We start from the raw sequence: 26,082 nt of genomic DNA, 5'->3' as shown, positions 1-26,082 counted from the left end.
TGGGAGTTCCTGAATGTATTAAAATTTTTTAAACATTTAGAAATTAATAAAATTTTACACAGATGAAATTAATTAAATTTAATTCAAAGGGTATCTTTTTGCTGATACTCTTGACAATTACCATGTCACAAGTATATGGCAACGACCGGCAAGAGCCCGATTGTGATCCCTGCAAACTGGAAGTGGCTCTGAATAGCCTCAGCGAGCATTATTCAGTGCTCTTTTCCTACAAAACCAATTTGGTGAAAGATGTAGAAGTATCTTTCGAGATTAGGGAAAATGAGAGTTTTGACCTTGCATTAAACAGGTTACTTACAGGACTTGAGCTTAAGTATAAATCCATAGACTCCAAATATTACCTGCTTTACACGGAGAGTAGCGAAGATGCGAGAAATATCCGGAGGATGGAGCGCAAGATCAAATCCCTGAGGAGTTTGGAACGGGAAACGGGGATCCGATTGTTCAGGCGGAACGATAACAACAAGTCGGTCCTAAAAAAAATATACAAAAACGCGCAAATCCACTTTAATGACATCACAGTGGAAGGTAACGTGGTCAATACGGAGAATGAACCTTTGATCGGGGTCAATGTTCTGGTGAAAGGGAAAAATGTCGGAACGACAACGGATTTTGACGGAAAATTTACGTTGGAGGGAATCGAAGACGGTGATATCTTGGTGGTTTCTTATATCGGATATGTGGCACAAGAAATTGTCGTGGAAGAAGGGAAGGTTCTGAATATCGTATTGGAAGAGTCTGCGGAGACGTTGGATGAAGTGGTGGTTGTGGGGTATGGGACGCAGAAGAAGACCAATTTGACAGGATCGGTGGATCAGGTAACTTCAGACGTGTTGGAAAACCGGCCATTGGTTGATGTTTCCTCAGGTGTACAGGGAGTTATCCCCAATCTAAATATAACTACTAGAAACGGGGAACCAGGAGCGGAAGCCAGTTTCAATATCCGTGGCTTTACTTCGATCAATGGGGGTTCGCCCTTAATTTTGGTAGATGGTATCCAAATGAACCCTAATATGATCAACGTATCTGATATAAAAAGTATTACTGTCCTGAAAGACGCAGGTGCTGCAGCTATATATGGAGCTAGGGCAGCATTTGGAGTGGTGCTGATCGAGACTAAAAGCGGGCAAGTTGGCAAGACCACCATTACTTTCAGGGAAAACTTCAGTTTTTCCAAGCCGACGATCACACCGGATGTAATTGACAACTCTTATGATCAGGCAGTAGCTATCAATGAAGCTATGTTCAATAACAATGGAACCCTGGTCTATAGTGGTGATCGACTGGAAGGCATCAAAGCATATGCGGAAGATCCTGTAAATAATCCGGAGTGGGATGTCCTCAACAATAATTTTGTCTGGTACGGGTATAACGACTGGAATGAACAATTATTAAAAGATTTTGCACCCACTCAGAATCATTCCCTGAGTATGTCTGGTGGATCTGAAAGAACCCAATTTTACACCTCTGTAGGTTATTCGAAACAGGAAGGTCTGCACAAACAACGTCCTGATTGGTATGATAAATTTAATGTCAATTTATCAGTAAAAAACCAAACCTTCTCATGGTTGACAACTAGAGCAAAAGTTGGTTTTAATAACAACAGAACCAATCGGATGCATACCTACAAGGCCGATGAAACCTCGATAAATAGTCTGGTGTTCTCAAGTCCTTTAGGGCTTCCAGTCAAATATCCTGGTGATGACCCGGCTTACCAGGGAAGATATTTTATCAATCCGGTATCCTATCAATTATTGGGAGGTAGGAATGAGAGCAGAGTGAATCATGTATTGATCAATACAGGTTTGACAGCCAGAGTAGATGATTATTTGTCTTTTGTCGGTGATTTTAGTTATAACATTTATAGGAACAATACTAGTAGTAATCGTAAAAAAATACACTTTCTCGGTAGTGATTTTATAACTAATTTTGGCCAAACCGGTAGTGATTATCTTGAACTTAGCAATTCTAATACCAACTATTATGCGTTCAATATGTATGGTCAATACGAACGCACCTTCAATGATAGACTTTACTCAAGAGGAATGATCGGATTCAATCAGGAGCTGAACAACAATGAGTGGTTTAGCTCTCGCCGGCTTTCTCTGATAAATGCCGATCAACCTGCAATCAATCTTGCAACAGGTGATCAGATAGTGGATGGAAATCAATCCCAATGGGCATTACGCGGTGCTTTTGCAAGACTTAACCTGGTATATGATGATAAATATCTTTTTGAATTCAATGGACGGTATGATGGAAGTTCACGTTTTCCTAAAGCCAGTAGGTATGGTTTTTTCCCATCCTTTTCTGTGGGATGGCGGATTTCGAGAGAAGAATTTTTATCAGATGTTGGTTTACTCAGCGATTTTAAATTAAGGGCTTCTTATGGATCTCTGGGAAATCAGACCATATCATTTAATGGAGGTCAATTGTATTATCCCTATATACCCAGTATGCCATCTGGTCAAACTAAACGTTTCTTGTTTCAGGGTGTAACAGATCTTCTTGTTAATCCACCAGGGTTGATTTCTCCAGGCTTGACCTGGGAAACATCAACAACTATGAATTTTGGCGTCGATGTCGGATTGTTGAATGACCGATTAGGGGCTAATTTTGATTGGTACAAGAGAACTACTTCGGATATGCTAATTAGGGTTGCCTTCCCGCATGTGCTGGGAGCCGATGCACCTGCACAAAACGGGGCCGAACTGCAGACTAAAGGGTGGGAGTTGTCTTTAAATTGGCGCGAAAATCTGACAAATGAATTCAAATTGAGCATTCGGGCTGTTCTTTCAGATAATATAGCCAATATAACTAAGTACGAAAATACAACCGGAACCCTGGGTGATTATTATGTTGGTCAAACACTGGGAGAAATATGGGGATTTGAGACTGCCGGTATTTTTCAATCGGACGAAGAAGTAGGACAGGCAGCTGATCAATCCCAATTAGGCTCGGATTGGAAAGCTGGAGATATAAGATATAAGGACCTCAATGGTGATGGAGAAGTAACCACTGGCGATTTTACAGTCAGCAATCCAGGAGATTACAAAGTAATTGGTAGTAATACGCCCCGTTATTCCTTCGGGCTGGGTTCAGATATGAGTTATCACAATTTCTTTGTAAACATTTTTTTCCAGGGTGTGGGTAAGAGAGATTATTGGCCTTCTTTGGGGGCATTCTGGCCATTCGCATCGGAATGGTTTCAGGTCCAAAAACACTTTGTAGATAATACTTGGAGCGAGGAGAACCGGGATGCTTACTTTTCCCGCCCACTTGCCAGACAAGATAAAAACAAGGAGACTCAGTCCAGATACTTGCAAAATGCTGCTTATATCCGTCTGAAAAACTTAACGCTTGGATACAATATACCACAAGGATTAATTCGAAACATAGGAGTTCAAAAAATTCAATTATACCTGAGTGGTCAGAATATTTGGGAATACTCTAAAATTGGTAAACCACTGGATCCTGAAATTAACCTTGGAAGCAGTGGTGGTTATTTAGGGTATCCTTATCAACGCATTTATTCCTTTGGACTGAATGCAACATTTTAACTAACCAGAACAACTTGTTATATCATGAAAATCAATCCTTCAATTTTTTGCTTAATTATTTTAGTCACTCTTGTTACATCAGCTTGTAATGATGAATTCTTGGATAGAATTCCACTTGGGGAACTGAATAATGAAACTTATTGGAATTCGGAATCCTCATTGGAAATTTATAACAATGGCATTTACAACGAAGCAGGGGATAATACTCAGTATTATTTTCTATTAGGTTATTCCGGTGCAGCTTGGTCATCTGCGTATTATGGGATGCCATGGGAAGACTGTATGTCGGATAACGGAGCACCAAAAGATCCGGATCTGGATCGGTATCAGATAATCGCAACAGGTAAGTATATTGTGCCGAGCAATCCTAATAATAGAGGTTGGAAGTGGGGGTTGCTCAGACGAATCAATTTTTTTTTGGATAACTATGACAAGACACCAATTAGTGAAGAGGTGAAGAGTCAATATGCCGGAGAAGCCCGGTTGTTTAGAGCATGGTTCTATTTTGATAAAGTTAAACATTTTGGGGATGTACCATGGATTGCCAAGCCATTGGAAACTAATTCCGAGGAACTGAATGCATCAAGAGATCCTAGGTCAATGGTGATGAGCCATGTCTTGGAAGATATAAATTATGCTATAGAACATCTTCCCCCTCAATGGAGTATTAGTGAGGAGGTGAGATTCGACAGATGGGTAGCATTGGCACTAAAAGCTCGTCTGGCACTTTACGAGGGCACCTACCAGAAATACCATAATTTAGGTGGCGATGCCAATAAATGGTTTCAGGAAGCAGCGAATGCTGCAGAAGAACTTATGACGGATGGACCATTTAGTCTGTATTCGACAGGGGACCCATTGAATGATTACAATCATCTTTTCCGTCAATTGGACCTGGGATCTATCTCGGAAACCATAGCTTACAGAAAATATTTGACGGGGGTATTAGGTCATCGCTACGTTGGTTATCAGAGAGCTAAAGCCCATGGACTGACTAAGGATTTAGTTGAAGATTATCTATGTACTGATGGAAAACCTATTCAACTTTCAACGATGTATAAGGGAGATGAAGATTTAAGGGATGTTTTTAGCAATCGAGATCCACGCCTAAGGCAAACTGCTCTGCATCCAGAAGATAGTGACAAATACCTGCTTCTCAAAGACTATAATACAGGTGCTTATCCCCGATTTCCTGGAATGACAGGTGCCTTTAAAACAACAACTGGTTACACAATGATCAAGTATTTTGATGTCTCGGATTTATTGAAGGGGTTTGGAAATGAAGAGAATGATGCATTTTTATTCCGTTTAGGTGAAGTTTTTCTCAATTTTGCTGAAGCCAAAGCCGAATTGGGTACGCTTACTCAGGACGATTTAGATAAATCGATCAACCAGTTAAGGGACAGAGTGGGTATGCCTCATCTGACAATGGATGTCGAAATGGACCCCAAGTATACAGATAGTGACCTACCGGCAGTATTAGTCGAAATTCGAAGAGAGCGTCGAATTGAACTGGCTTATGAAGGATTCCGATACGATGACCTGATGCGTTGGAGGATGGGTGAAAAATTAGAAAATCGCGTTCTTGGTATGAGGATTGAAGGAGATATTGAAACCCTTTATCCAGGTGCCGATATTAAAACCACGGAGGTGGATGGAAAAAAGTACATCGACGTTTACCAGGGTTCGCAATTCGAGACTCGTACATTTGACCCTCAAAAACACTATCTATTTCCGATAGCCAATAGTGTGATTGCCCAAAATCCGAATATAAAGCAGAATCCGGGATGGTGATTATAGATTTTTAAAGTGTGAGGTTGTATTCAAAATGCCTCTGAATTTAATCTAATTGACGATCTACCTTACATCACGTGGTCAGAAAGCAGAATTAATGTTTTAATATTAATGACGGTAAGCATATCATAAGCTGGAATCAGAATAATGTCCCTGCCCATGTAAAGGTAAAGTTGAACTTAGTATTGAGCCGGTCGGTGATATTGATTCCTTATGGTATAAGCATAAATCTGCCGGAAGAATATCACTTTCGACCAACAAAGAAATTGTTTTTGATAGTATAATCGGTAATGATATTGAAATAATAATTGAGATTTACCCTAAAGATGTCTAGGATATTGAATTGAACGTTTTATGTTCTCCCGATAGGCAGGAATGTACCTTAATCAATTTCTATAATAACACAAGCTTCTGGGGCTGCAATAATGTAATTTCTATTAACATGGATCATCCATCTATTCTTTCGGACGTTTGGAAAATATCGGTTGAAAATACTCCTCTGACTTTGGAAGATGTTGAGATCATAAGATTGAGAATATTAATAGATAACAGTGTTGTGGTGGTATATGTAAATGAAAAACAATATGCTACGGTCCGAGTTTATCTAGGTTTGGAAGACGGTAAAGGAGTTTTCATTTGTTCGGGACGTGGTGAAAGTGAATTAATATCACTGGATTTCTGGCAAGTGAAAAATATTTGGGATCTCACTTGATGAATGGTATGAAAAAAATGTTTGGAGATAAGTTATACTATTGATGTGGTTCAAAAATTATTATATATAATTGGTGGCCGCGACCTGCCGGGAGAAGAGCGAAGCTGAGGAAGGTGGCTGCCACCTAAATTGCTAAAATTCAAAGTGTCAACCACTCTCCCAGCCCAGTGTCTTTCACAGCAAGTGGTTGACACTTTAAACGTAAAAAATTCTACAACAGATCACTAGTGGAATATGACACTATTCACACATAATATTAATTTATTGACTTATCGAATTAGTTTGTATAATTAACTTTATGTAATTAAATTATTATGATAAATAAAACTTTTTTTTGCAATTGTTTTGCTTGCTAATTAATGGTGGTGTTTTTGCAAATGATACAATCAATGTTTCGAGTGAGTTGAAACGCATGAGGTCGGCTGAGCACCTTTATTACCCACAAAATCATTTACTTAAACAGTATTCCGGCTTTAGTCGTAAAGGGGAAAATCCTGATAGGTTGGATTGTTTGTATGTCGAGGATGAGTGGCGGGTAATTGCTGATCATGAGGGACCTGGTGTGGTAACTCGTATTTGGACTGCACAAGAGAACGAGTTTGCGGATATCCGAGTAGAGGTGGATGGAAGAATCATTTATAATGGAAAGGCGTATGAATTTTTTGACCAAGGCCACTATCCATTTGCACCGCCTTTATCAAGATGGCGGATACATAGCTCTGAAAAGTTGACCATTGAAGAGGAAGTTGGTGAGATTAATAGACAATATGCCGTATCCTATGTTCCAATCCCCTTTAAGAAACGATTCCGTTATATGATTTCCTTGCCAAGGTATACGAATATAAATATCAAAAGCTATTCTTCCGGGCAACCCTTAGAATCGTTCCTGGACGCCAATTGGGAAGCCTTAGAGCCGGAAATCTCTAAGACTGTAGAAGTGTGGGAAGGTATGAATATGTCCAGTGATGGTCTACGACACTGTAGGAAAACAACTAAAATCATTTCGGTTCCTGCTGCAAAAAAAGGCTCGGATACCAGTGTAATGGTATCGAAAATCAGTGGGCCCGGAATCATTCGCGGTATACGTTTGAAAGTAAAAGAAGATTCTGCTGTCGATGGTCTTACGCTCAAAATCTATTGGGATGATAGCCAGAAACCGGCTATCGTCTCTCCATTGGACTACGGATTTGGTTCTCGTGCAAATCGTACACTGGCCATAGGTCAGTCGGAAGATGGTTGGCGCTTTTGTCTTATCCCTATGCCATTCAGGGAAAAAGCCTCGATCCAATTGGTTTCTGGATTTATTGAGGAAGTCATTTGTGATGTTGAAGTGCTATTCGAAGAGAATGTTTCGCTACCGGAAGACGTGTTGTATCTGAATAGTTACAGGAATGAGGGATTTTTTCCTAAAGGGGGGCGGGTGGATGAGCCCGAGTTCCGGTTAGAGGATTTTTTCTATCATAAAGGTTATACCGCATTGGATATCAAAGGTACAGGACATGTAGTGGCCTATATGGATCGCTTTAAATGTCAGCCAGAACTTGATGAACATGTCTTCATTGATGACGAGCGCACTTTTCTCGACAACAGTTGGAATGGTACAGGTCATGAGGATCTTTTCGATATGGCATGGGGGCATAAACCCCTGTCCGCTCCGATGACCAGTGGCGGTAGCGAGAATTTCAAAGAAGTTAATGTCAAACTGTTTTGGAACGAACCGATGACCTTCCAAAAGTCGATTCGGTTTAACTGGGAATGGATTTATACCTTTAGTCAAAATAGTTCGCCGAAAGATGCTCATTTTGCTTCTTGCGTTTACTGGTATGCCAGGCCTTAGAAGTCGCACTTAGCTTTCAATGGTATAGGAATGATAAGAAATATTATTTGTTTTAGAATGGATTAGATATGCAACATATAGTACATGTATTTTTATTTACGGCTTTCAGCTTTCAGGTGTTTTCCCAGGAAAGGGATTTGGAATTGTATTATACCGCTCCGGCTGAGGCCTGGACCGAAGCACTTCCCATAGGAAATGCATATATGGGGGCCATGATATTTGGAGATCCTGAAAAAGAACGCATTCAGTTGAACGAATCTACCCTGTATTCCGGAGACCCCCATACCAATACTACCGGAATCAACGTACGAAGGAAGTATAAAGAGATGATGCAGCTTTTGGAGGAGAGGAAGTATTCGGAAGCGGAGAATATGATTCGGGACAACTGGCTCGGAAGGGCCCAGGAATGTTACCAGCCTATGAGTGATCTTTGGTTGGATCTGCAACACGACGGACAGATAGGGGATTATAGGCGGTTTTTGGATCTTTCCAATGCCATTGCCGGTGTAACGTATTCTGTGGGGAATACCCGATATCGTCGTGAAATTTTTGCCAGTTATCCCGACCATATCATTGCGATCAGGATAACCGCAGAAGGCCCGGGGACCATTGACGGGAATATATCCCTTTCGACGCCCCATAGTCCCACGATGCGTATTTCGTCTCAGGAAGAAGACCTAATTCTGGATGGACAGGCACCGGGATTGGCCCTGCGAAGAACCCTGGAAACCGTGGAGAATCTGGGTGACCAGCACAAATACCCGGAAATATACAATGCCGACGGCTCCCGAAAACCTTTCGCCAAACCAATTTTGTACGGAGATGAGGTAGACGGATTGGGTATGTATTTCCAGACCCGGGTGCGATATGAAAATGAGGGGGGAAGTGTGAAAATTAACAGAGGAAAAATAGTAATGGAAGGTGTGAAAACACTTACCCTTTACGTGGCTGCAGCTACAAGCTATAATGGTTTTGACACAAGCCCTTCTGATTACCCGCAATTACCCGGAAAACGAATACTGAAATATTTGGAAAATAGAGAGTTGTATTCCTATAATGAGCTAAAGAACCACCATATCTCCGACTATCGGGCTTTATTTGACCGGGTACAGCTTTCATTAAATCAGCCTACTGTACAATCAACCCTTCCCACGGATGAGCGGATCATAAAATACGCGGAAGGGGGTGATGAAGATTTGGTGACCTTGTTTTTTCAATACGGGCGTTACCTGATGATATCCGGATCGCGTCCGGGTGGACAACCCTTGAATTTGCAGGGTATCTGGAATGAAAAGATCATTCCGCCCTGGGCGAGTGCCTATACCATGAATATCAACTTAGAAATGAACTATTGGCCGGCCGAATTGACCAATTTGTCCGAATGTCATCAACCTTTGTTTGATGCGATAAAGGAATTGGCCGTTAACGGGAAGTCTACGGCCCGGCATATGTTTGGTTTACAGGGATGGACGGCCAATCACAATATGAGTATATGGCGACAGGCAGACCCGGTAGATAGGTGTCCCTGTTCCTTTTGGCCGATGGCAGCGGGGTGGTTGACCAGCCATTTTTGGGAACACTACCTGTATACCGGTGATAAATATTTTCTGAAAGAGGAAGTGTTTCCACTATTGAAAGGGGCGGTTTTGTTTTATAAGGATTGGTTGGTTGCTAACGATGAAGGATATTTAGTGACACCTGTAGGGCACTCCCCGGAACAGTGGTTTGTATACGGTGAAGAGCAATCTTCTTCCCAGAGCCCGGGGCCTACGATGGATATGGCTTTGATCCGGGAGAGTTTTACCCGGTTTTTAAAGGCATTGAAAATACTGGAAATGGAAGATCCGATAGCTGAAGAAATTGCAGAGAAGTTAGAGCAATTATTGCCGTATCAGATCGGGAAACACGGTCAGTTGCAGGAATGGCAATTTGATTTTGAAGACCGGGATATTCACCACCGTCATATTTCCCACTTATATCCGTTTCACCCCGGTAATCAAATCACCCCGGCTAAGGACAAGGAATTAACGAAAGCCGTGAAGCGGGTGTTGGAACGGCGCGGTGACCAGGCGACCGGTTGGTCCATGGGGTGGAAGGTGAATATGTGGGCGCGGATGTATGACGGTGACAAATCCCTGGAAATACTTTCCAGGTTAATCAAATTGGTAAAAGAGGACGACGACCGGTTTAGCGGTTCGGGCAGTTATCCGAATATGTTTGATGCCCATCCGCCGTTTCAGATAGACGGTAATTTTGGGGCTACGGCAGGGGTAGCGGAGATGTTGTTGCAGTCCCATGACGGATATGTCCATCTATTGCCCGCACTACCCCGTAAATGGGAGCACGGAAAGGTAAGTGGATTACGTGCGCGCGGAGGATTTGAAGTGGATGTGACATGGGATGACCATGAAATGACTACAGCAGTGATCCGTAGCGACCGGGGTGGTATACTGCCCGTTAAAAGCCCGGTGCCTTTGAAAATAGAAGGTGGAAACATCATAAAGGAAGCAAAGGAGAATGCATTTTTACAACCAATGGGTTCGGGAGGTCATTTAAATCATTCGGAAGCAAAGTTGCCGGAATTTCAAACGGGAAAGGAGTATACCTATTATTTGAATACTCAAGTGGGAGAAGAGATATGGTTGGACAGAGAGTAACCCTGGTTGATTATGTTGAAAGTGGATGGTACACTAGTCATCCGTATTTTGTAAAAAATTGATGATTTGAATTCAAAACCGAAAAAATTACTATGAAAAAGGCAGTACTATTTATTTTTTCTATGCTGGGGTTTTTTATGATTGGAGCCGGGGCGATAGTCGAATCACCCAACGGTCGGATTATTGTGTCTTTTGGGTTGGAAAGCGGACTTGAATTAGATAATGTTCCTGTCTACAATGTTACTTTTCAAGGTAAGCGTATTATCGACGATTCATACATTGGCTTTGAGCTGGAAGAAGGCGATTTAAAAGACAATTTTCGAATCTTGTCTACCCGGAGCTCAAGTTATTCCGGTTCCTGGGAACCGATTTACGGAGAGCGATCTATTGTCAAAAATGAATATAATCAGCTTGAAATCAACTTATATCATAAGCATTTAGGATATAAATTGAATTTAATCTTTCGCTGCTATGACGCAGGTGTGGCCTTGCGATATACCATCCACCAGGGAGATGCCAGGTCGGAAAAAGTAAATATAAAACGTGAAAATACGGAATTCCGGTTTCTCGGCGATCATTTTGCCTGGTGTACGCTTAAAGCACAGGGGCCTTATAGTCGAGAAAAGATCAGCACTATGGGTGCTGGGATAGAACGTCCGCTGACGCTTAAAATCGATAGCTCTACCTATGTTGTCCTGGGAGAGGCAGCTCTGGTAGACTATGCCCGTATGAAGCTAACAAGTTTGGAAGAAAAATCTCATTTAATAGTCAGTGATTTAGATAGCCCTGTTCGTTCCGATCTGCCACTCACTACACCCTGGAGAGTGGTTATGTTAGGTGAAAGTCCCGGAAAGCTTCTGGAAAACAATGATATCATTCTAAACCTGAACGAACCTTGTGCATTGGAGGACGTTTCATGGATAAAGCCCGGGAAGGTTATACGTGAAATGACACTGACAACAGTGGGTGGAAAAGCCTGTATCGATTTCGCTGTTAAGCACAATCTGCAATACGTTCATTTTGATGCGGGTTGGTATGGACATGAATACAGCGAAGAATCGGACGCAACCACAGTCATGGTTGATCCTAAACGATACCTGGGCCCTCTCGATTTGCATGAAGTTATCGAATATGCGGATAAGCGCGATATCGGTATTATTCTCTATGTAAACCGGCGTGCACTGGAAAATCAGCTTGACGAAATATTACCACTTTACAGTAAGTGGGGTGTCAAAGGCGTTAAATTTGGCTTTGTACGTGTGGGAGCACAGGAATGGACCACCTGGTTGCATGAGGCTGTGCGCAAGGCAGCAAAATATGGGCTCATGGTTGATATCCATGATGATTATCGTCCCACGGGATTTTCGAGGACCTACCCGAATCTTATGACACAAGAAGGAATTAGGGGTGATGAGGAAAGCCCTCCGAATAGTCTTACCTTAACCACTCTTTTTACCCGAATGCTCTCCGGAGCAGGAGATAACACCATTTGTTATTTCGATAGCCGGGTAGATGAAAATGCCACACACGCCTATCAACTTGCAAAAACTATCTGTCTATATAGCCCATGGCAATATCTTTATTGGTATGACAGACCCGAGAATTCTCCCCGCAAAAAAGGAGGGGCGGGAGGTCAGGAAAATATTATTCGAGACGTACCGGAACTGGAATTCTTCGATGCCGTACCAACGGTGTGGGATGATACAAAAGTCATACATGGTAGTATCGGCAAATACGCCGTAATTGCGCGTCGTTCGGGTAAGGAATGGTTTATTGGGAGCATGAACAGTGGAAAAGAAAGGATTTTTAAAGTGCCCCTGGATTTTTTAGAGAAAGACATGAAATATATCGCATACATCTATTATGATGACCACACAATTGATACCCGCACCCAGGTCGGGATTAAACGGATTGTAGTGAATACAGATACTACACTTAAGATTAATCTGACGGCACAGGGCGGACAGGCTGTTAGAATTTTACCGATAACAGAGAGGGAAAACTAATCAAAAATAATTGGGATGAAAAATTTTCTATTTATAGTTCTTCTGACATTATTGTCAATCCAGCTCTTCAGCCAGGAATCCATTAGAGAATTCCGGTTGGAAAAGCAGTATTTGAATATTCCCGTGGATATGCAGCAGGATCGGCAGAAAGTTTATTTTATTCTGGGGCAGGATACACTGACATATTCTGATATCCGAATAGCGGATGGGGAACCCGATTACTGGGTATTTAAAGATGTATCGGCCTGGAAAGGGAAGAAGCTTACCCTGACCTTCTCCGAAAAAGTGAACGGTATAGAAAAAATTTACCAGTCAGACAAATTTGCAGGAGAAGATAGCCTGTACCGGGAAAGTAAGCGACCCCAATTGCATTTTACCACCCGAAGAGGCTGGAATAACGATCCCAACGGGATGGTATATCACGACGGAGAATACCATCTTTTCTACCAGCATAATCCTTATGAAATTCGTTGGGGAAACATGCATTGGGGACATGCGGTGAGTACGGATCTGCTCCATTGGAACGAATTGGATGATGCCCTTTATCCGGATGACTTGGGGACCATGTTTTCCGGTTCTGCAGTTATTGATAAGGATAATTCGGCCGGTTGGGGCAAAAACACATTAGTAGCATTCTATACCGCCGCCGGGGAAAAAATGACCCAGAATGTGGCCTACAGCACGGACAAAGGGCGAACTTTTACCAAGTATGAAGGCAATCCGATTCTGGGTCCCGACCGTGACCCGAAAGTATTCTGGTATGAACCTACCCAAACCTGGGTGATGGTGTTGTATGAGGACAATTTTTTTGCTATCTATAATTCCAGGGACCTGAAAAACTGGGAATACAGGAGTAAAGTAAAAGGGTTTTACGAATGCCCGGAACTGTTTGAACTGGCGGTCGACGGCGATGAAAATAACAAGAAATGGGTGATGTACGGGGCCTCAGGGACTTATATGGTCGGGACATTTGACGGGGAAACATTCACTCCCGAAAGAGGGAAATATTTTTATTCATGGGGTAGTCAGTACGCTGCTCAAACTTTTAACAATACCCCCGATGGTCGAAGGATACAGATCGGCTGGGGCCGTATTGAACAGAGAGGGACGTCGTTTAACCAGATGATGCTTTTCCCCTGTGAACTCTCCTTGCGTACTACTTCGGAAGGCATTCGTCTGTTTAGTGAACCCGTCGGCGAAATTGAAAATTTGCACGATAAAAAGCACCGATGGGAGCATCTTACAGAGCAGGAGGTCAATGAAAAGCTAAGTACAATAGAAACCGACCTGCTGCATGTCAAAATGGATGTGGAGATTCGGCACGGGCTGCGATTGGCGATCAATTTTAGAGGGAATACAGTGATTAAATATGACGGTAGTTTCAATCAATTTAATGGGGTTCCTTTCACTTGTGAAGAACCCGGCAGCTTTAGATTTAACATTGAAATCCTCCTTGACCGGACTTCGGTAGAAACCTGGATTGACAGGGGCAAGCTTTATATTTCGGAAGGCCTCAAAAAAGACAAATCACAGGACGGACTCCGGATTAAAGGTGGTGTTAGGGTTCATTTCATAGAAGTGAGTGAAATGAAATCTATCTGGATAAAGAAGCAGGATTAGGCAAGTGTTATTAATTAAAAGATAAAGACAGTATATTCATATTTGAAAAGGTTTGAAATTGATGGCTTATAAAAGACGTAAGTTCTATTCTTTTCATCAAAATGAAACAATACTATGATATATTCAGCAATTTAAGTATATAAACCTGTCAGATTTACCAATGCCTAACACTATGAAGTTGGTATACTTAATTACACCTCTTTTAATCGGTTTTTCTCTAACCGACTTTTCTCAAGCACAGAATCAAATTGATAATAGAACAACAGAATTCCTGGGCTGGGATTGCCAACTCGTCGAAAAACCCACTGTGATCAAAGGTCAATTTATCGGTATGGATCCGGATTCAATAGAAATGGAATTCGGGCGATTGATCTATAAGCACTTGATAGAGGGTGAATCGCAAATCCATTTTTTTGAGGTAAGTGAAGGTGGTAGTTTCCACATTATTTTTCCATTGATGAGACCGCAGGAGATAATGATTACGCTTCCTCATCACTTTGGGTATGTGTATGCTGTGCCGGGAAAGACTACGTCTTTTACCTTTGATGTGGCTATTAGCAAGAAAAATGCGGACGTTAATAGAGATATTAAATATAAAATGCCAGCTCCCATGACCTTTAATGGGGACCTTGCTGAATTCAATAATCATTTTAATCAACTCATACCTCTTATACGAGAAGCTTTTTTTTGGCCTGATAATAAGAAGATCCAGGATTCTCTTGACCAAATGGACTATAAAAAAGCACGAATAAAGGGAATGGAAAAACAACTCAAAGAGGTATCGCAGTACCTGGATGCGAATACATGTTCGGAAAGTGTAGGGACTTTTATTAAAAATAAGATCAGGTATAATGCGTATAATGATCTGATGCGGTATAGATGGTTGAAAAATATGGACAACGACCGCTCCAGAATTGATTTGACCGAAGAGTACAGGGGATTTTTGAACGAGGAGACTTTGAATAATCCCAATGCGCTATTGACAGAAGATTTTAGCAGTCTAATGCACGAATTGAACATGGATTCCTATTCACAGTTGAAAATTAATTACAGCGAAGTATACAATTTATTGGAAAAAGCGGAAGTACTTGAGGAGGAAGATGGTGATGTTTTATTGATGTTGGATAAAATGGAAAGTGAAGGCGATCCAATACAGATGGATTCCGTTCAAAAACTGACCCTCAAGTTGTATAGGAAATATGATGAATTTGCCGATTACCAGAGTAGGTTAGTATATGAAAACAAGTTAAAAAATATTGTGGAAATGTTACCTGTAGGTCAGGCGAGGGATATCGTGGCATCCAGGCACTTTTTGACCATTATACAGAGAAATACAACTTTGACAAAGAAAGAACTTCAAGACGCTGAAAGCCTGATCCAAAATCCTGATCTCAAAGATTATATACACAAGGCCAACGAAAATTTGGAAGCATTGGATGGCGAGGAATTACCCGGGGAAGTAACCGTCATTGAGGACCTGTTGCCAATTGGAGATAAGGTGTTGGAAAAGCTGGTAAAACCTTACCGGGGAAAGATCGTATATATCGATTTCTGGGCACCATGGTGCGGTCCCTGTATATCTGAAATGAGGAGGTCTGGAGAAGCCAGAAAAGAGTTGAAAGAAATGGGAGTAGTATTCCTTTACCTTGGTGTAAATTGTGAAAAAGATTCCTGGGAACGCGCAATAAAAAAATATGATATTACCGGAGAGCATTACCTGACGGACGGACGGGAATACAATATTTTATCGGGTAAATTCAATATTGGAGGAATCCCCAGGTATATGTTGATCGATCGATCCGGAAAGGTAGTCAATGACAATGCACCCCGGCCTTCGCAAACAAGAGAATTAATGGAAGCTTTATCGAAATTGTAAAAGAAGAGTTGCCCGTTACACAATATGGGGCATTTTCATTTTCTTTTTGACTGCTGCGTCTATAGAGCATTAGCGATGATTCTTCCTATAAAAGCACTTCTTGGGATTTGAGAATAAAGAGGGAGGTGTAAATATTGTTATCTTAAAAGAGCCTTTTTCTATTTACCTTAATAGGTAATATGTATTCTAAGAATGGTTCTTGTATTTATCAATATAAGTGTAGCTATACTATTGGATGAAATTAACAATTAGAATTCTAAAAAAAATAATCAATTTAAGGTAAAAATTTACAATGTATTGGTCTTTTAAATCCATATTATTAGAGTTAGAATTGACAATAATTTGGACATATTTTGTGAATAAAGAAATTTAATATTAATATTTCATTAATTTTTTCAATAATATTATTTAATTTCAGTGCTGATTTACATTTAGTACCTAGGTTTAACAAGTAGTTTGATGGATTTTTACTTGAAACCTACTACATATTCTTTACAATCTCTACTGAGTAAATGATTTGGGATGAGAATACCTAAAGATCGAGCAATTGAAAAGGAACTAATTATTGCCCTTAGGCGTGGTGATAAATCAGCATTCAAAAGAATTTATCATTATTTTGAAAGTTCGTTATATAAATTTGTGTATTCATATACTAAATCCAAATATGTTTCAGAAGAAATCATTCAGGAAGTGTTTATTAAGTTGTGGGAAAAGCGGCAAACCCTTGATCCGTCAAAATCATTTGACTCATTTATTTATACAATGACCCGAAATCTTACCTTTAATTATTTGCGTGATGCATCAAGACGAAAGTCCAGAAGTAGAGAATTATGGAATAATATGGTATCTCAGAGAAATGTTATAGAAGATGAGCTTATTTTGAAGGAATATGGTGATATAATTGAGGATATTATTCGGGAGTTGCCCCAACAAAAGCGATCTATTTATCAATTGTCCCGAAAAGAAGGTAAAAGTAATTCTGAAATAGCTGATATATTAGGTATTTCATCTAAAACAGTAAAAAACCATTTGTGGAAGACGATGGGAATCATTAGATCACAATTAAAACCATATATAGAAGATACTACTCCTTTACTAATCATTCTTTTCACTTTTTTATAGCTTTTCAATTGCTGCCAATCTTATTTGTAATTAAAACCTGGATTTTTATTGCATTTTCTGCACCACAGCCAGTTTATAGTTTCCCTTTAGGTAAAAGATATTAGAATATTTCCCTAAAGTTTAAAATTATAAATTGAAAGCGGTTGGTGTAATAGTTTGTAAATCAATAAGTAAGAAATAAAACAGGGCTACATTATATCCATAATGTACATCTCTAGGATCACTTTTATTATATAAAAGTTGATTTCTCTTGGGACTTTTTTGGCGGAGTGGTGTATTATCTATAAATCATGGCTAAAATTCGTTGAATGAGCGACAAACAACATATTGAGTTTCTTTTTGCAAAATTTAAAGAGAATTCCCTTTCTGAAGAAGAGTTTAAAATATTATTGGACTATTTTGATAGATCAGAGAGTGAATCCAAAATTAAATCTCTGATGGATAAGCAATGGCGGTATATTAAGAAAATTCCATCAAATGGACCGGACATAGAAGCCACTGCCAGGTATAAAAAGATTCTTTATGCCATCGAAGAAAATCAGCTTGATTGGTCTAAGAGAAACAGGAAGATTGCGAGACGCAGTAGTTCTGTTTCTTTAAAAATTATTGGAATAGCGGCGACGTTTTTATTAATAACTTCTTCTCTTATTCTTTGGAAAATTAATCAAAATCCGAACGTTAATTCAACTGTTCAAACAGAGCAACAAGTCATCCAAAAATATAGCGGAAAGCAATTTGTTCGATTACCTGATGGGAGCTCAGTAATTCTCAATGAAGGTAGTGAATTGGAATTTGACGGATCATTTGGCAAAGAGTCTCGTAAGGTGGTTTTTAAAGGAGAGGGATTTTTTGATATTTCTCATAATGAGGGTAAACCTTTTATTGTACGTACTGGGGATGTTAGTACAACGGTATTAGGTACGGCATTTAATGTGTCTGCTTATAAGAATTCAGATGTGGTAGTTACGGTAGAGCGCGGAAAGGTGGCTGTAGGTGATAATGATAATGAATATGATAAAATTACTCCAAATCAACAATTAATAGTAGACACGAGAACAAAGAAGTATCGAAAGGAGGAAGTGAACTTGGAACGTGAATTGGCTTGGAAAAATGACTTTTTAATTTTGGATGGGATGACAATAGAAGAGGCTGTAACTGTAATCGGTCAGCGCTATGGAGTCAATGTTACTGTGATGAATGAGCATATCAAAAATTGTGAAATTAATGCGGCTTTTATGAAAGGAGAATCTTTGAAGCAAGTTTTGAGTGTGATTTCTGGAGTGCTTCAGGCAGAATATGAGATCAAAGATAATTCTGCTGTAATTAAAGGAGGTAGAAGTTGTGAATAAATTGATAAATAATAAAAGAATATTTTGATCAAAAAAATACAAATTATGAGTTAGGGAAAGTAAAACGAAATGAAAGAAACCACCCGGACAATTTTTCAGTGATGATACCAACATCCTGATTGTAAAATGACCGGATGGTTCGATCTACTCCGCAGTGATGATGCGGAAAGAAACATTTTTAATAATTAGCATAACCATTAAAAACAAATTAAATGTACAAAATCTTTACTGAAAGTAGAAAAAAGAGGTTTCTGATGCGAATCAGTTTTATCTATATTTTCTTGATGGTTTGTAGTATCCAGCTCTTTACCGCTTCGAGTAGCAGAGGACAGGGGTTGGAGGACATTGAGGTTACGATTGAAGTAAATGAAGGAAATTTAATTTCCGTCATTAAGAAAATAGAATTACAGACCGAATTAACATTCGCCTATTTGCCCACTGAGGTGGAATCGTATAATGATATTGCGGTGAAGTCTGGAAGGCAAAGCGTAAAGTCAGTTTTGGAACAGGCTTTGATAAACACACATTTGGATTATAGGTACGTGGAAAACAGTGTAATTATTCTGCCAAAAGAAAGTAAAAGCTACTCCGAAAATGTAGTGCAAAGAGATTTGTTTTCTGTCAAGAATCGGAAATCAATGCATGTTAATCGAAGGAATACTGTGAAAAAAGTAGAATTCTTACATAGGAGAAGTGTCTTTGAACTATTAGATAAGCGATTGGTGATGAATGTTTCTGGAAAGGTTCTAAGTTCAGAAGGAGAACCATTAATCGGTGTAAATATATTGGTGAAAGGAACCGATAAAGGAACAGCCACGGATTTTAATGGATCTTTTGATTTGGCAGATGTGGATGAAAATGCTGTATTGGTCATTTCTTATATAGGATATCAAACCCAGGAGGTAACACTAAATGGCGAGAGCGAATTAACAATTACCTTACTAGAGGATTCTCAGACATTGGATGAGGTAGTGGTTGTGGGGTATGGGACACAGAAAAAAGTTAATATAACGGGTGCAGTGGATGTGATTTCAGAAGATCAAATGGAGAATAGGCCTGTCAGTACAGTTTCACAGGTTTTGGAGGGGCAAGCGCCGGGCTTACAAATTGAAGCAGGAAGAAATGGCTATGAACCAGGAGCTTCATTAGGTATAAATATTAGAGGAGTCGGATCGTTAAACGGAGGGAGCCCCTATGTGTTGATTGATGGATTTCCTGGAAATATGGATTTGTTGAATCCCAATGATATTGAATCGATATCCATTTTAAAAGATGCAGCGGCTTCAGCTATTTATGGAGCAAGGGCCCCTTTCGGTGTTATTTTAATTACCACCAAAGGAGGAGGTGGAAGTGATAAATTGGAAATTACATATTCCAATAACATGTCTATTGGTTATCCAAACAACCTACCGGATCTGTTGGATTCCTATACCTTTGCCAGGGTTCTAAATGAAGCAGGCGATAATTGGGGCGGAAGATCGTATTCGAATGACTATGTTGATCGGATAATAGCCTATCAGAATCAAGATTGGGACTATCTGAAGCAATTTTCTTTACCGGACGCAACTCATTTTGAAACTACTGCCAATATTGACAATGGAACATGGGACAGCGGAAGTGGTCATGCTGATTATGATTGGATGGATGTGTATTTTGGTAACAGCAATAGTCAGCGGCACAATCTTTCAGTCAGAGGGGGATTGACCAATAAATCTACCTTTTACTTCTCTGGTAGTTTCTTAGACCAAAATGGAATGATCAATTATGGAGCAGATTCCTATAAAAGATTTAACATTTTGGGAAAAATAAGTGCAGAAATAACAGACTGGATGGACTTCAGGTATGAAACCCGTTTTGTCAGAAGTCCAAGGGAGAAATACAATGGAGGTTTACCTCAGGGGGATGCTACTTATGCATCTACTTTTAGGCAACTTTCCCGTACTATTCCTACCCAGGCATTGTATGATGGATATGGATATTACACAGGATCTTTTGTTCCGGATTTATTATACAGGGGTACAAATCGATTTGAAACTACTGAAAACTGGCATACTTTAGCTACAGAGATAAGACCTTTTAAAAACGGAAAGATTTATGGTGATTTTGCATATCAGTCGACCGGGATTGATGGTACAGAAAAGAATCTGACCATGTATAATCATGATCTAAATCAAAACCCTGTTCCGGTATCATATACTGTCCCTAATATGATCCGTCAATCTCAGACCAACAGTTATTACTGGGTATCCAATGTCTATGCTCAATATGATATAAGTCTAAAAGATAGTCATAATTTTTCTGCTATGGCAGGTATACAATATGAGTATAGTAAAAATCATTTTATGCAGGTCCAGAAAACAAATCTTGTTGTTCAGAATGTTCAATCGTTGGAAACTGCGACTGGGGATGCTATTTCCAGTGAGGCATTGTCTCATTGGTCCACACAGGGCTATTTTTCAAGGATCAAATATAATTATAAGGAAAAGTATCTTTTGGAAGCTAACGCACGTTATGACGGGACCTCCAGGTTTCAAGAGGGCAACCGTTGGGGGTTTTTCCCCTCTTTTTCTGCAGGATGGAATATGGATAAAGAACGTTTTTGGGGTAATCTAGGAAAAAGCGTTAACACTTTAAAATTAAGGGCATCCTGGGGGCAGCTCGGAAATCAACAAGTGGCCGCATATAGTGACCTGGCCCTTATCCCTTTAGAAACCGGTCAATTGGATTGGATTTTTACACCTGGTGCCGGTAGATCAATAGGTTATACATCTATTCCGAGTCTAGTAAGTCCATATTTGACCTGGGAAACAGCCACGAACGCCAATGCTGGAATGGATGTATCATTTTTAAATCATAGGTTGAATGCAAGTTTTGATTTTTATAAAAGAGTGACCGAAAACATGATCGGTCCTTCGGAACCCGTACCGGGTATTATTGGGACAAATGTGCCCCAGTCCAATAATGCGACAATGGAGTCAATAGGCTGGGAGTTGTCAGCTAGATGGGTTCAAAAAATCAAAAATAGTAGTTTTGATTGGTTTATAGGATTGAATATCAGTGATGTAAAATCAAAAGTTACTCAATATTTAAATCCTTCCGGCTTAATTACCAGCTGGTATGCAGGTAAAGAAGTAGGAGAAATATGGGGTTATACTGCACATGAATTATTTCAGACCCAGGAAGAAGTAGATATGTACACGGAGCAAATCAATCTCTCTTTTCTTTTTAATAGCTGGAATACCGGTGATTTAAAATATGAAGACATAAACGGAGACGGTTCTGTAAATCCAGGAGCAAACTCAACGGATAACCATGGCGACCTTTCAATAATAGGGAATAATAGTCCCAGGTATCAATATGGCATCAGTGGGGGAATTAATTTTAAGGATATTGATTTTTCATTTTTGATAAAGGGTACTGCTAAAAGGGATTTTATGTTTGGATCTGCTAATAGTAATACTCGGTTTTGGGGAATCGATCGACTTCCTTTTACAACCCTTACACCAGAACATTTAGATTATTTCAGGGACCAACCCGGAGATAAATATGTTGGATTGTATGAAGGAGATGCGAATATAAATCTTGATGCTTTTTGGCCAAAAATCTATAACGACCCTGGCCAGAATTCCAAAAACAGATTTCCTTCTACAAGATATTTAGTCGATGCTTCATACGTGAGGCTCCAGAATGTCCAGATAGGATATTCACTAAATGCTGGACTATTGGAAAAATTAAGGATAAGCAACTTTAGAATTTATTTGTCAGGAGAAAATTTGATTACGTTTTCTGAATTAATGAAAGGCATTGATCCGGCTGCATTAGGCACCTACGGAGCAGGTCTGACTTACGGCTCAGAACAAGTTTATTCTCTTGGTTTAACCATCTCTTTGTGAATACAATAAAAACTTTATTTGCTATGAAAAACTCATTAATATATATCAGTTGGTTTATATTCATTTTTTACTTTTCCTGTGATGATTCCTTTTTAGATAGGCCGCCATTAGATGCTATAGGCGCTGAGTCCTACTGGAACACAAGTAGTGACCTTGAAAATTATATCATTCAATTTTATCAAACTTTACCCACCCATCGTCAATGGGATAATGGGATTGGTTATGAAATTAATAATTCTGATAACATGATACTTGCCACTCCCAATGCAGAAATGAATGGTGATAGGGGAATTATTGGAGGAAGATGGGTTAATGACTGGGCCAATGTACGGGGTGTTAATATCTTTTTTGATAACTATCGTAAGTGTCAGGATGAATTTGAATCCTATAAACATTTTCTTGGAGAAGCACATTTTTTCAGAGCATGGTACTATTTTGAATTAGTAAAAAAATACGGGGATGTACCATGGGTGAATACTCAACTGTTCAGTGATTCTGAGGAACAATTATATGGACAAAGGGAAAATCGAACCATTATTGTAGATTCTATACTTAACGATTTATATAAAGCAAAGGATTATCTTAAATATCGATCAGAAGTCGGTAATTTAAGGATAAATAAAGAAGTTGCCCTGGCATTCATATCAAGAATATCACTATACGAAGGCACTTGGCAAAAATATCATGCAGGAACAGAATTTGGTACTCCAGGGGCCGATCCTAATAAATATTTTCAGGTTTGTATTGAAGCAACAGAGGAGTTATTGGGTGAGGGATATACTGTGGGGCTTCATCCTGATTATTATGAAATGTTCGGAGCTGATGATATGTCAGGTAATCCAGAGGTGTTTATGTATAGAGCTTACAGTATTAGCGACGGGTTTAGTAATGATATGCAATATTCGACGATTACCCGGCCGGGGGAGAGAGGAGTGACATGGTCGTTGGTCTCTCAGTATCTTGGAGTGGACAATAATCCCATCGATTATAGTGAACTGGCTGAAGTAAATAAAGGAAATGACTTTTTATCTCAGTTAGAACATTCTGTCGACCCAAGGTTTAAGGCCACTATCTGGACACCGGGTGCATTGATGGTAGCTTCAACTAATACGGTTTTTGGGAAACCTAGAATAGATGGTAATGGGCTAACTTTAAATACAACCGGCTTTCAAATTAAAAAAGGTTCAAATCCGTATTCTCCGGGGGCAGGTCAGGACGGAGGAGGTAACAGTGAAACTGGTTATATCTACTTTCGATATGGGGAGGTATTGTTGAATTATGCTGAAGCACTTTTTGAATCCACAGGTGAGGTAGCCTATGAAGCACTAAATAAACTAAGAAGCAGAGTAGGTATGCCTGACTTTTCAGTTAATAATCAACTTGATGATCCAAATTGGTTGGACTACGGATACCCAATCAGCAATGAATTGTATGAAATTCGAAGGGAGCGAAGAGTAGAACTGGCCCTGGAAGGACATCGGGCAAACGATTACAAAAGATGGGCAGCTCATATGTTATTTAAAGGACAAAGACCCAAAGGATATCCCTTTAAAGAATCTGAGTTTCCAAATTTGAATCCTTCCCTAGATGAAAACGGATTGATTGATTTTTTCCAACAGGCACTTGATAACGGGTATCAATTTAGAGAAAACCAGGATTATTTGAGCCCGATACCTTCTGAGGAAATTACTTTAAATCCTAATTTGACTCAGAATCCCGGATGGTGAAATTAGGTTTCAAATTTTTATTCTTTATAGGTGTATTTGTATGTACTGCCTGCAAATCGTCTAAGGAAGAGAATCTTCAACCCAACATTATCCTCATTATGACAGATGATATGGGCTATTCCGATATTGGATGCTATGGAGGACCTATAAAGACACCAGTTCTTGATGGTTTAGCTGCAAATGGTTTGCGATTTACCCAGTTTTATAATACGGGGCGTTGTTGTCCTACCAGGGCCTCTTTATTGACTGGATTATACTCCCATCAGGCAGGAATAGGTCATATGACAGGCAATCTCGGAAGAGAAGGTTATAGTGGTGATTTGAGCAGAAATGCTGTGACCATTGCAGAAGTATTAAAAGGAGTAGGATATTCAACATATATGTCCGGAAAATGGCATATAACTCCTGCAGATCTTCCAAATACGAATCCTCCAAAGCATAACTGGCCATTGCAAAGGGGGTTTGATAAGTTCTTTGGCACCATTACCGGTGCTGGAAGCTTTTATGATCCGGTAACTTTAGCGTACAATAATGAATATATCTACCCCAAAGAAGATTTTTATTATACAGACGCTATATCCGACAAAGCCGTAGAATTTATAGAAGATCATAAAAGTAATCGTCCATTTTTCATTTACATGGCATATACGGGTGCTCATTGGCCAATGCACGCTAAACCAGAGGATATTGCAAAATATAAAGGACAGTTTGATGCCGGCTGGGATAAACTTCGACAGGAAAAATATCAGCGAATGCTCGAAATGGGTTTGGTTAAACCCGAATGGGTTTTGTCAGAAGAGGATGGCATTCCTGACTGGGAAGAAGTCGAACTAAAGGATTGGTATAGTTCACTAATGGAGGTCTATGCTGCCATGATTGATTGTATTGATCAGGGCATCGGCAGAATTATGAATTCGCTTGAAAAGAAAGGAATAATAGAGAATACCCTGGTTTTATTTTTACAGGATAATGGGGGATGTGCAGAAGAATTTGGGTTTTCTGACATAATCCAACCTTTCCATAAAGATGTTGACATGGCTGAATTAAAGCCCATGGAGAATGATGAGATTCAGAAGGATTATGTTCCGAAGTATACACGTGACGGAAGACCAGTGCTTATAGGGAAAGGCCTGCAGCCCGGAAGTGAAAATACGTATCTTGGATATGGAAAGTCCTGGGCGAATACAAGCAATACTCCGTTTAGGATGTATAAGCACTGGGTACATGAAGGTGGAATTTCTACACCTCTGATAGTGCATTGGCCAGATGGAATTAAGGCTAAAAGTGAATTCAGAAATCAACCCGCACACGTAATAGATATTATGGCTACCTGTATTGATGTTGCTGAAGCTGACTATCCAAGAATATTTAAAGAAAATTCCATAATAGAGATGGAAGGTGTAAGCTTAAGACCTGCATTTGATAATTTTAATTTGCCTGAAAGGATTATATGCTGGGAACACGAAGGTAACAAAGCTATAAGAAAGGGTAAATATAAATTAGTATCCAAATGGGAACAAGATGCAGAATTTGACTGGGAACTTTATGATTTAGAATCTGACAGGAGCGAAACCATTAATCTGGCGACACAAATGCCCGAAAAGGTCAATAAGTTGGAAGCATTATGGATAACTTGGGCTAAGAAATCAGGTGTTGTGACATGGAGCGAAAAGCTACTCATAGAGTAGAAATTGTAATATATGGTAAGTAAATCAACTAATGATAATCACTATTTCACTGATTATGGTAATTTCAAAAAAGAATATGTGAGTCCGGAAAAGAAAATTGACTTAACGTTGAGTGCCACGAGAAATGAAGTTTTCACTTTTGACCCAAAACGTATGTTCTTCCAGTTATAATTATGTTTTGTTCTTGCAGAATGTTCGATGAACAGGTTTTTGGGGCTAAATA

The 26,082-nt window shown here is 39.7% G+C and carries 14 protein-coding genes; all 14 read left to right on the top strand.

All coding sequences use genetic code 11. From position 1 onward, the window contains the following. Positions 1–62 precede the first annotated feature (62 nt). Entirely contained in the window at positions 63–3,578 is a 3,516-nt protein-coding gene (locus tag LVD47_RS16140) for a SusC/RagA family TonB-linked outer membrane protein (protein WP_236978780.1), read from the top strand. A gap of 24 nt (positions 3,579–3,602) precedes the next feature. Next, positions 3,603–5,372, top strand: coding sequence for a RagB/SusD family nutrient uptake outer membrane protein (locus tag LVD47_RS16135; protein ID WP_236978776.1), 1,770 nt, complete (start codon positions 3,603–3,605; stop codon positions 5,370–5,372). 343 nt (positions 5,373–5,715) lie between these two features. Continuing rightward, entirely contained in the window at positions 5,716–6,084 is a 369-nt protein-coding gene (locus LVD47_RS16130) for a GH32 C-terminal domain-containing protein (RefSeq protein WP_236978774.1), read from the top strand. Positions 6,085–6,418: 334 nt separating this feature from the next. Then, positions 6,419–7,921 (top strand): DUF2961 domain-containing protein, encoded by a 1,503-nt coding sequence (locus LVD47_RS16125; protein WP_236978765.1) that lies wholly within the window; start codon positions 6,419–6,421, stop codon positions 7,919–7,921. A gap of 68 nt (positions 7,922–7,989) precedes the next feature. Next, on the top strand, positions 7,990–10,578 hold the full coding sequence (locus LVD47_RS16120; RefSeq protein ID WP_236978763.1) for a glycoside hydrolase family 95 protein: 2,589 nt from the start codon (positions 7,990–7,992) through the stop codon (positions 10,576–10,578). Positions 10,579–10,670: 92 nt separating this feature from the next. Further along, on the top strand, positions 10,671–12,584 hold the full coding sequence (locus LVD47_RS16115; protein ID WP_236978762.1) for a glycoside hydrolase family 97 protein: 1,914 nt from the start codon (positions 10,671–10,673) through the stop codon (positions 12,582–12,584). A 15-nt stretch (positions 12,585–12,599) separates the two neighbouring features. Then, on the top strand, positions 12,600–14,204 hold the full coding sequence (locus tag LVD47_RS16110; RefSeq protein ID WP_236978761.1) for a glycoside hydrolase family 32 protein: 1,605 nt from the start codon (positions 12,600–12,602) through the stop codon (positions 14,202–14,204). Between the two features lie 172 nt (positions 14,205–14,376). Next, positions 14,377–16,080 (top strand): TlpA family protein disulfide reductase, encoded by a 1,704-nt coding sequence (locus LVD47_RS16105; RefSeq protein WP_236978760.1) that lies wholly within the window; start codon positions 14,377–14,379, stop codon positions 16,078–16,080. Positions 16,081–16,602: 522 nt separating this feature from the next. Beyond that, entirely contained in the window at positions 16,603–17,202 is a 600-nt protein-coding gene (locus LVD47_RS16100) for an RNA polymerase sigma factor (RefSeq protein ID WP_236978759.1), read from the top strand. A gap of 308 nt (positions 17,203–17,510) precedes the next feature. Continuing rightward, a complete protein-coding gene (locus LVD47_RS16095; RefSeq protein ID WP_236978758.1) occupies positions 17,511–18,551 on the top strand; it encodes a FecR family protein in 1,041 nt (346 codons plus the stop codon). 212 nt (positions 18,552–18,763) lie between these two features. Continuing rightward, a complete protein-coding gene (locus LVD47_RS16090; RefSeq protein ID WP_236978755.1) occupies positions 18,764–22,444 on the top strand; it encodes a TonB-dependent receptor in 3,681 nt (1,226 codons plus the stop codon). A gap of 23 nt (positions 22,445–22,467) precedes the next feature. Then, the gene (locus LVD47_RS16085) at positions 22,468–24,171 is read left to right on the top strand and encodes a RagB/SusD family nutrient uptake outer membrane protein (protein ID WP_236978753.1); all 1,704 of its coding nucleotides are present in this window, start codon (positions 22,468–22,470) and stop codon (positions 24,169–24,171) included. After that, positions 24,165–25,859, top strand: coding sequence for an arylsulfatase (locus LVD47_RS16080; protein ID WP_255785229.1), 1,695 nt, complete (start codon positions 24,165–24,167; stop codon positions 25,857–25,859). The genes LVD47_RS16085 and LVD47_RS16080 overlap by 7 nt, the downstream gene beginning before the upstream one ends. A gap of 12 nt (positions 25,860–25,871) precedes the next feature. After that, a complete protein-coding gene (locus LVD47_RS16075; RefSeq protein ID WP_236978751.1) occupies positions 25,872–26,030 on the top strand; it encodes a hypothetical protein in 159 nt (52 codons plus the stop codon). Positions 26,031–26,082: the final 52 nt, after the last annotated feature.

The organism is Membranihabitans maritimus, assembly GCF_021729145.1.
In the GTDB taxonomy this organism is placed as follows: Bacteria; Bacteroidota; Bacteroidia; order Chitinophagales; family Saprospiraceae; genus Membranihabitans; species Membranihabitans maritimus.
Note: the sequence above shows the minus strand (reverse complement) of the source record. Positions and strands in the feature narration are given on the sequence as shown.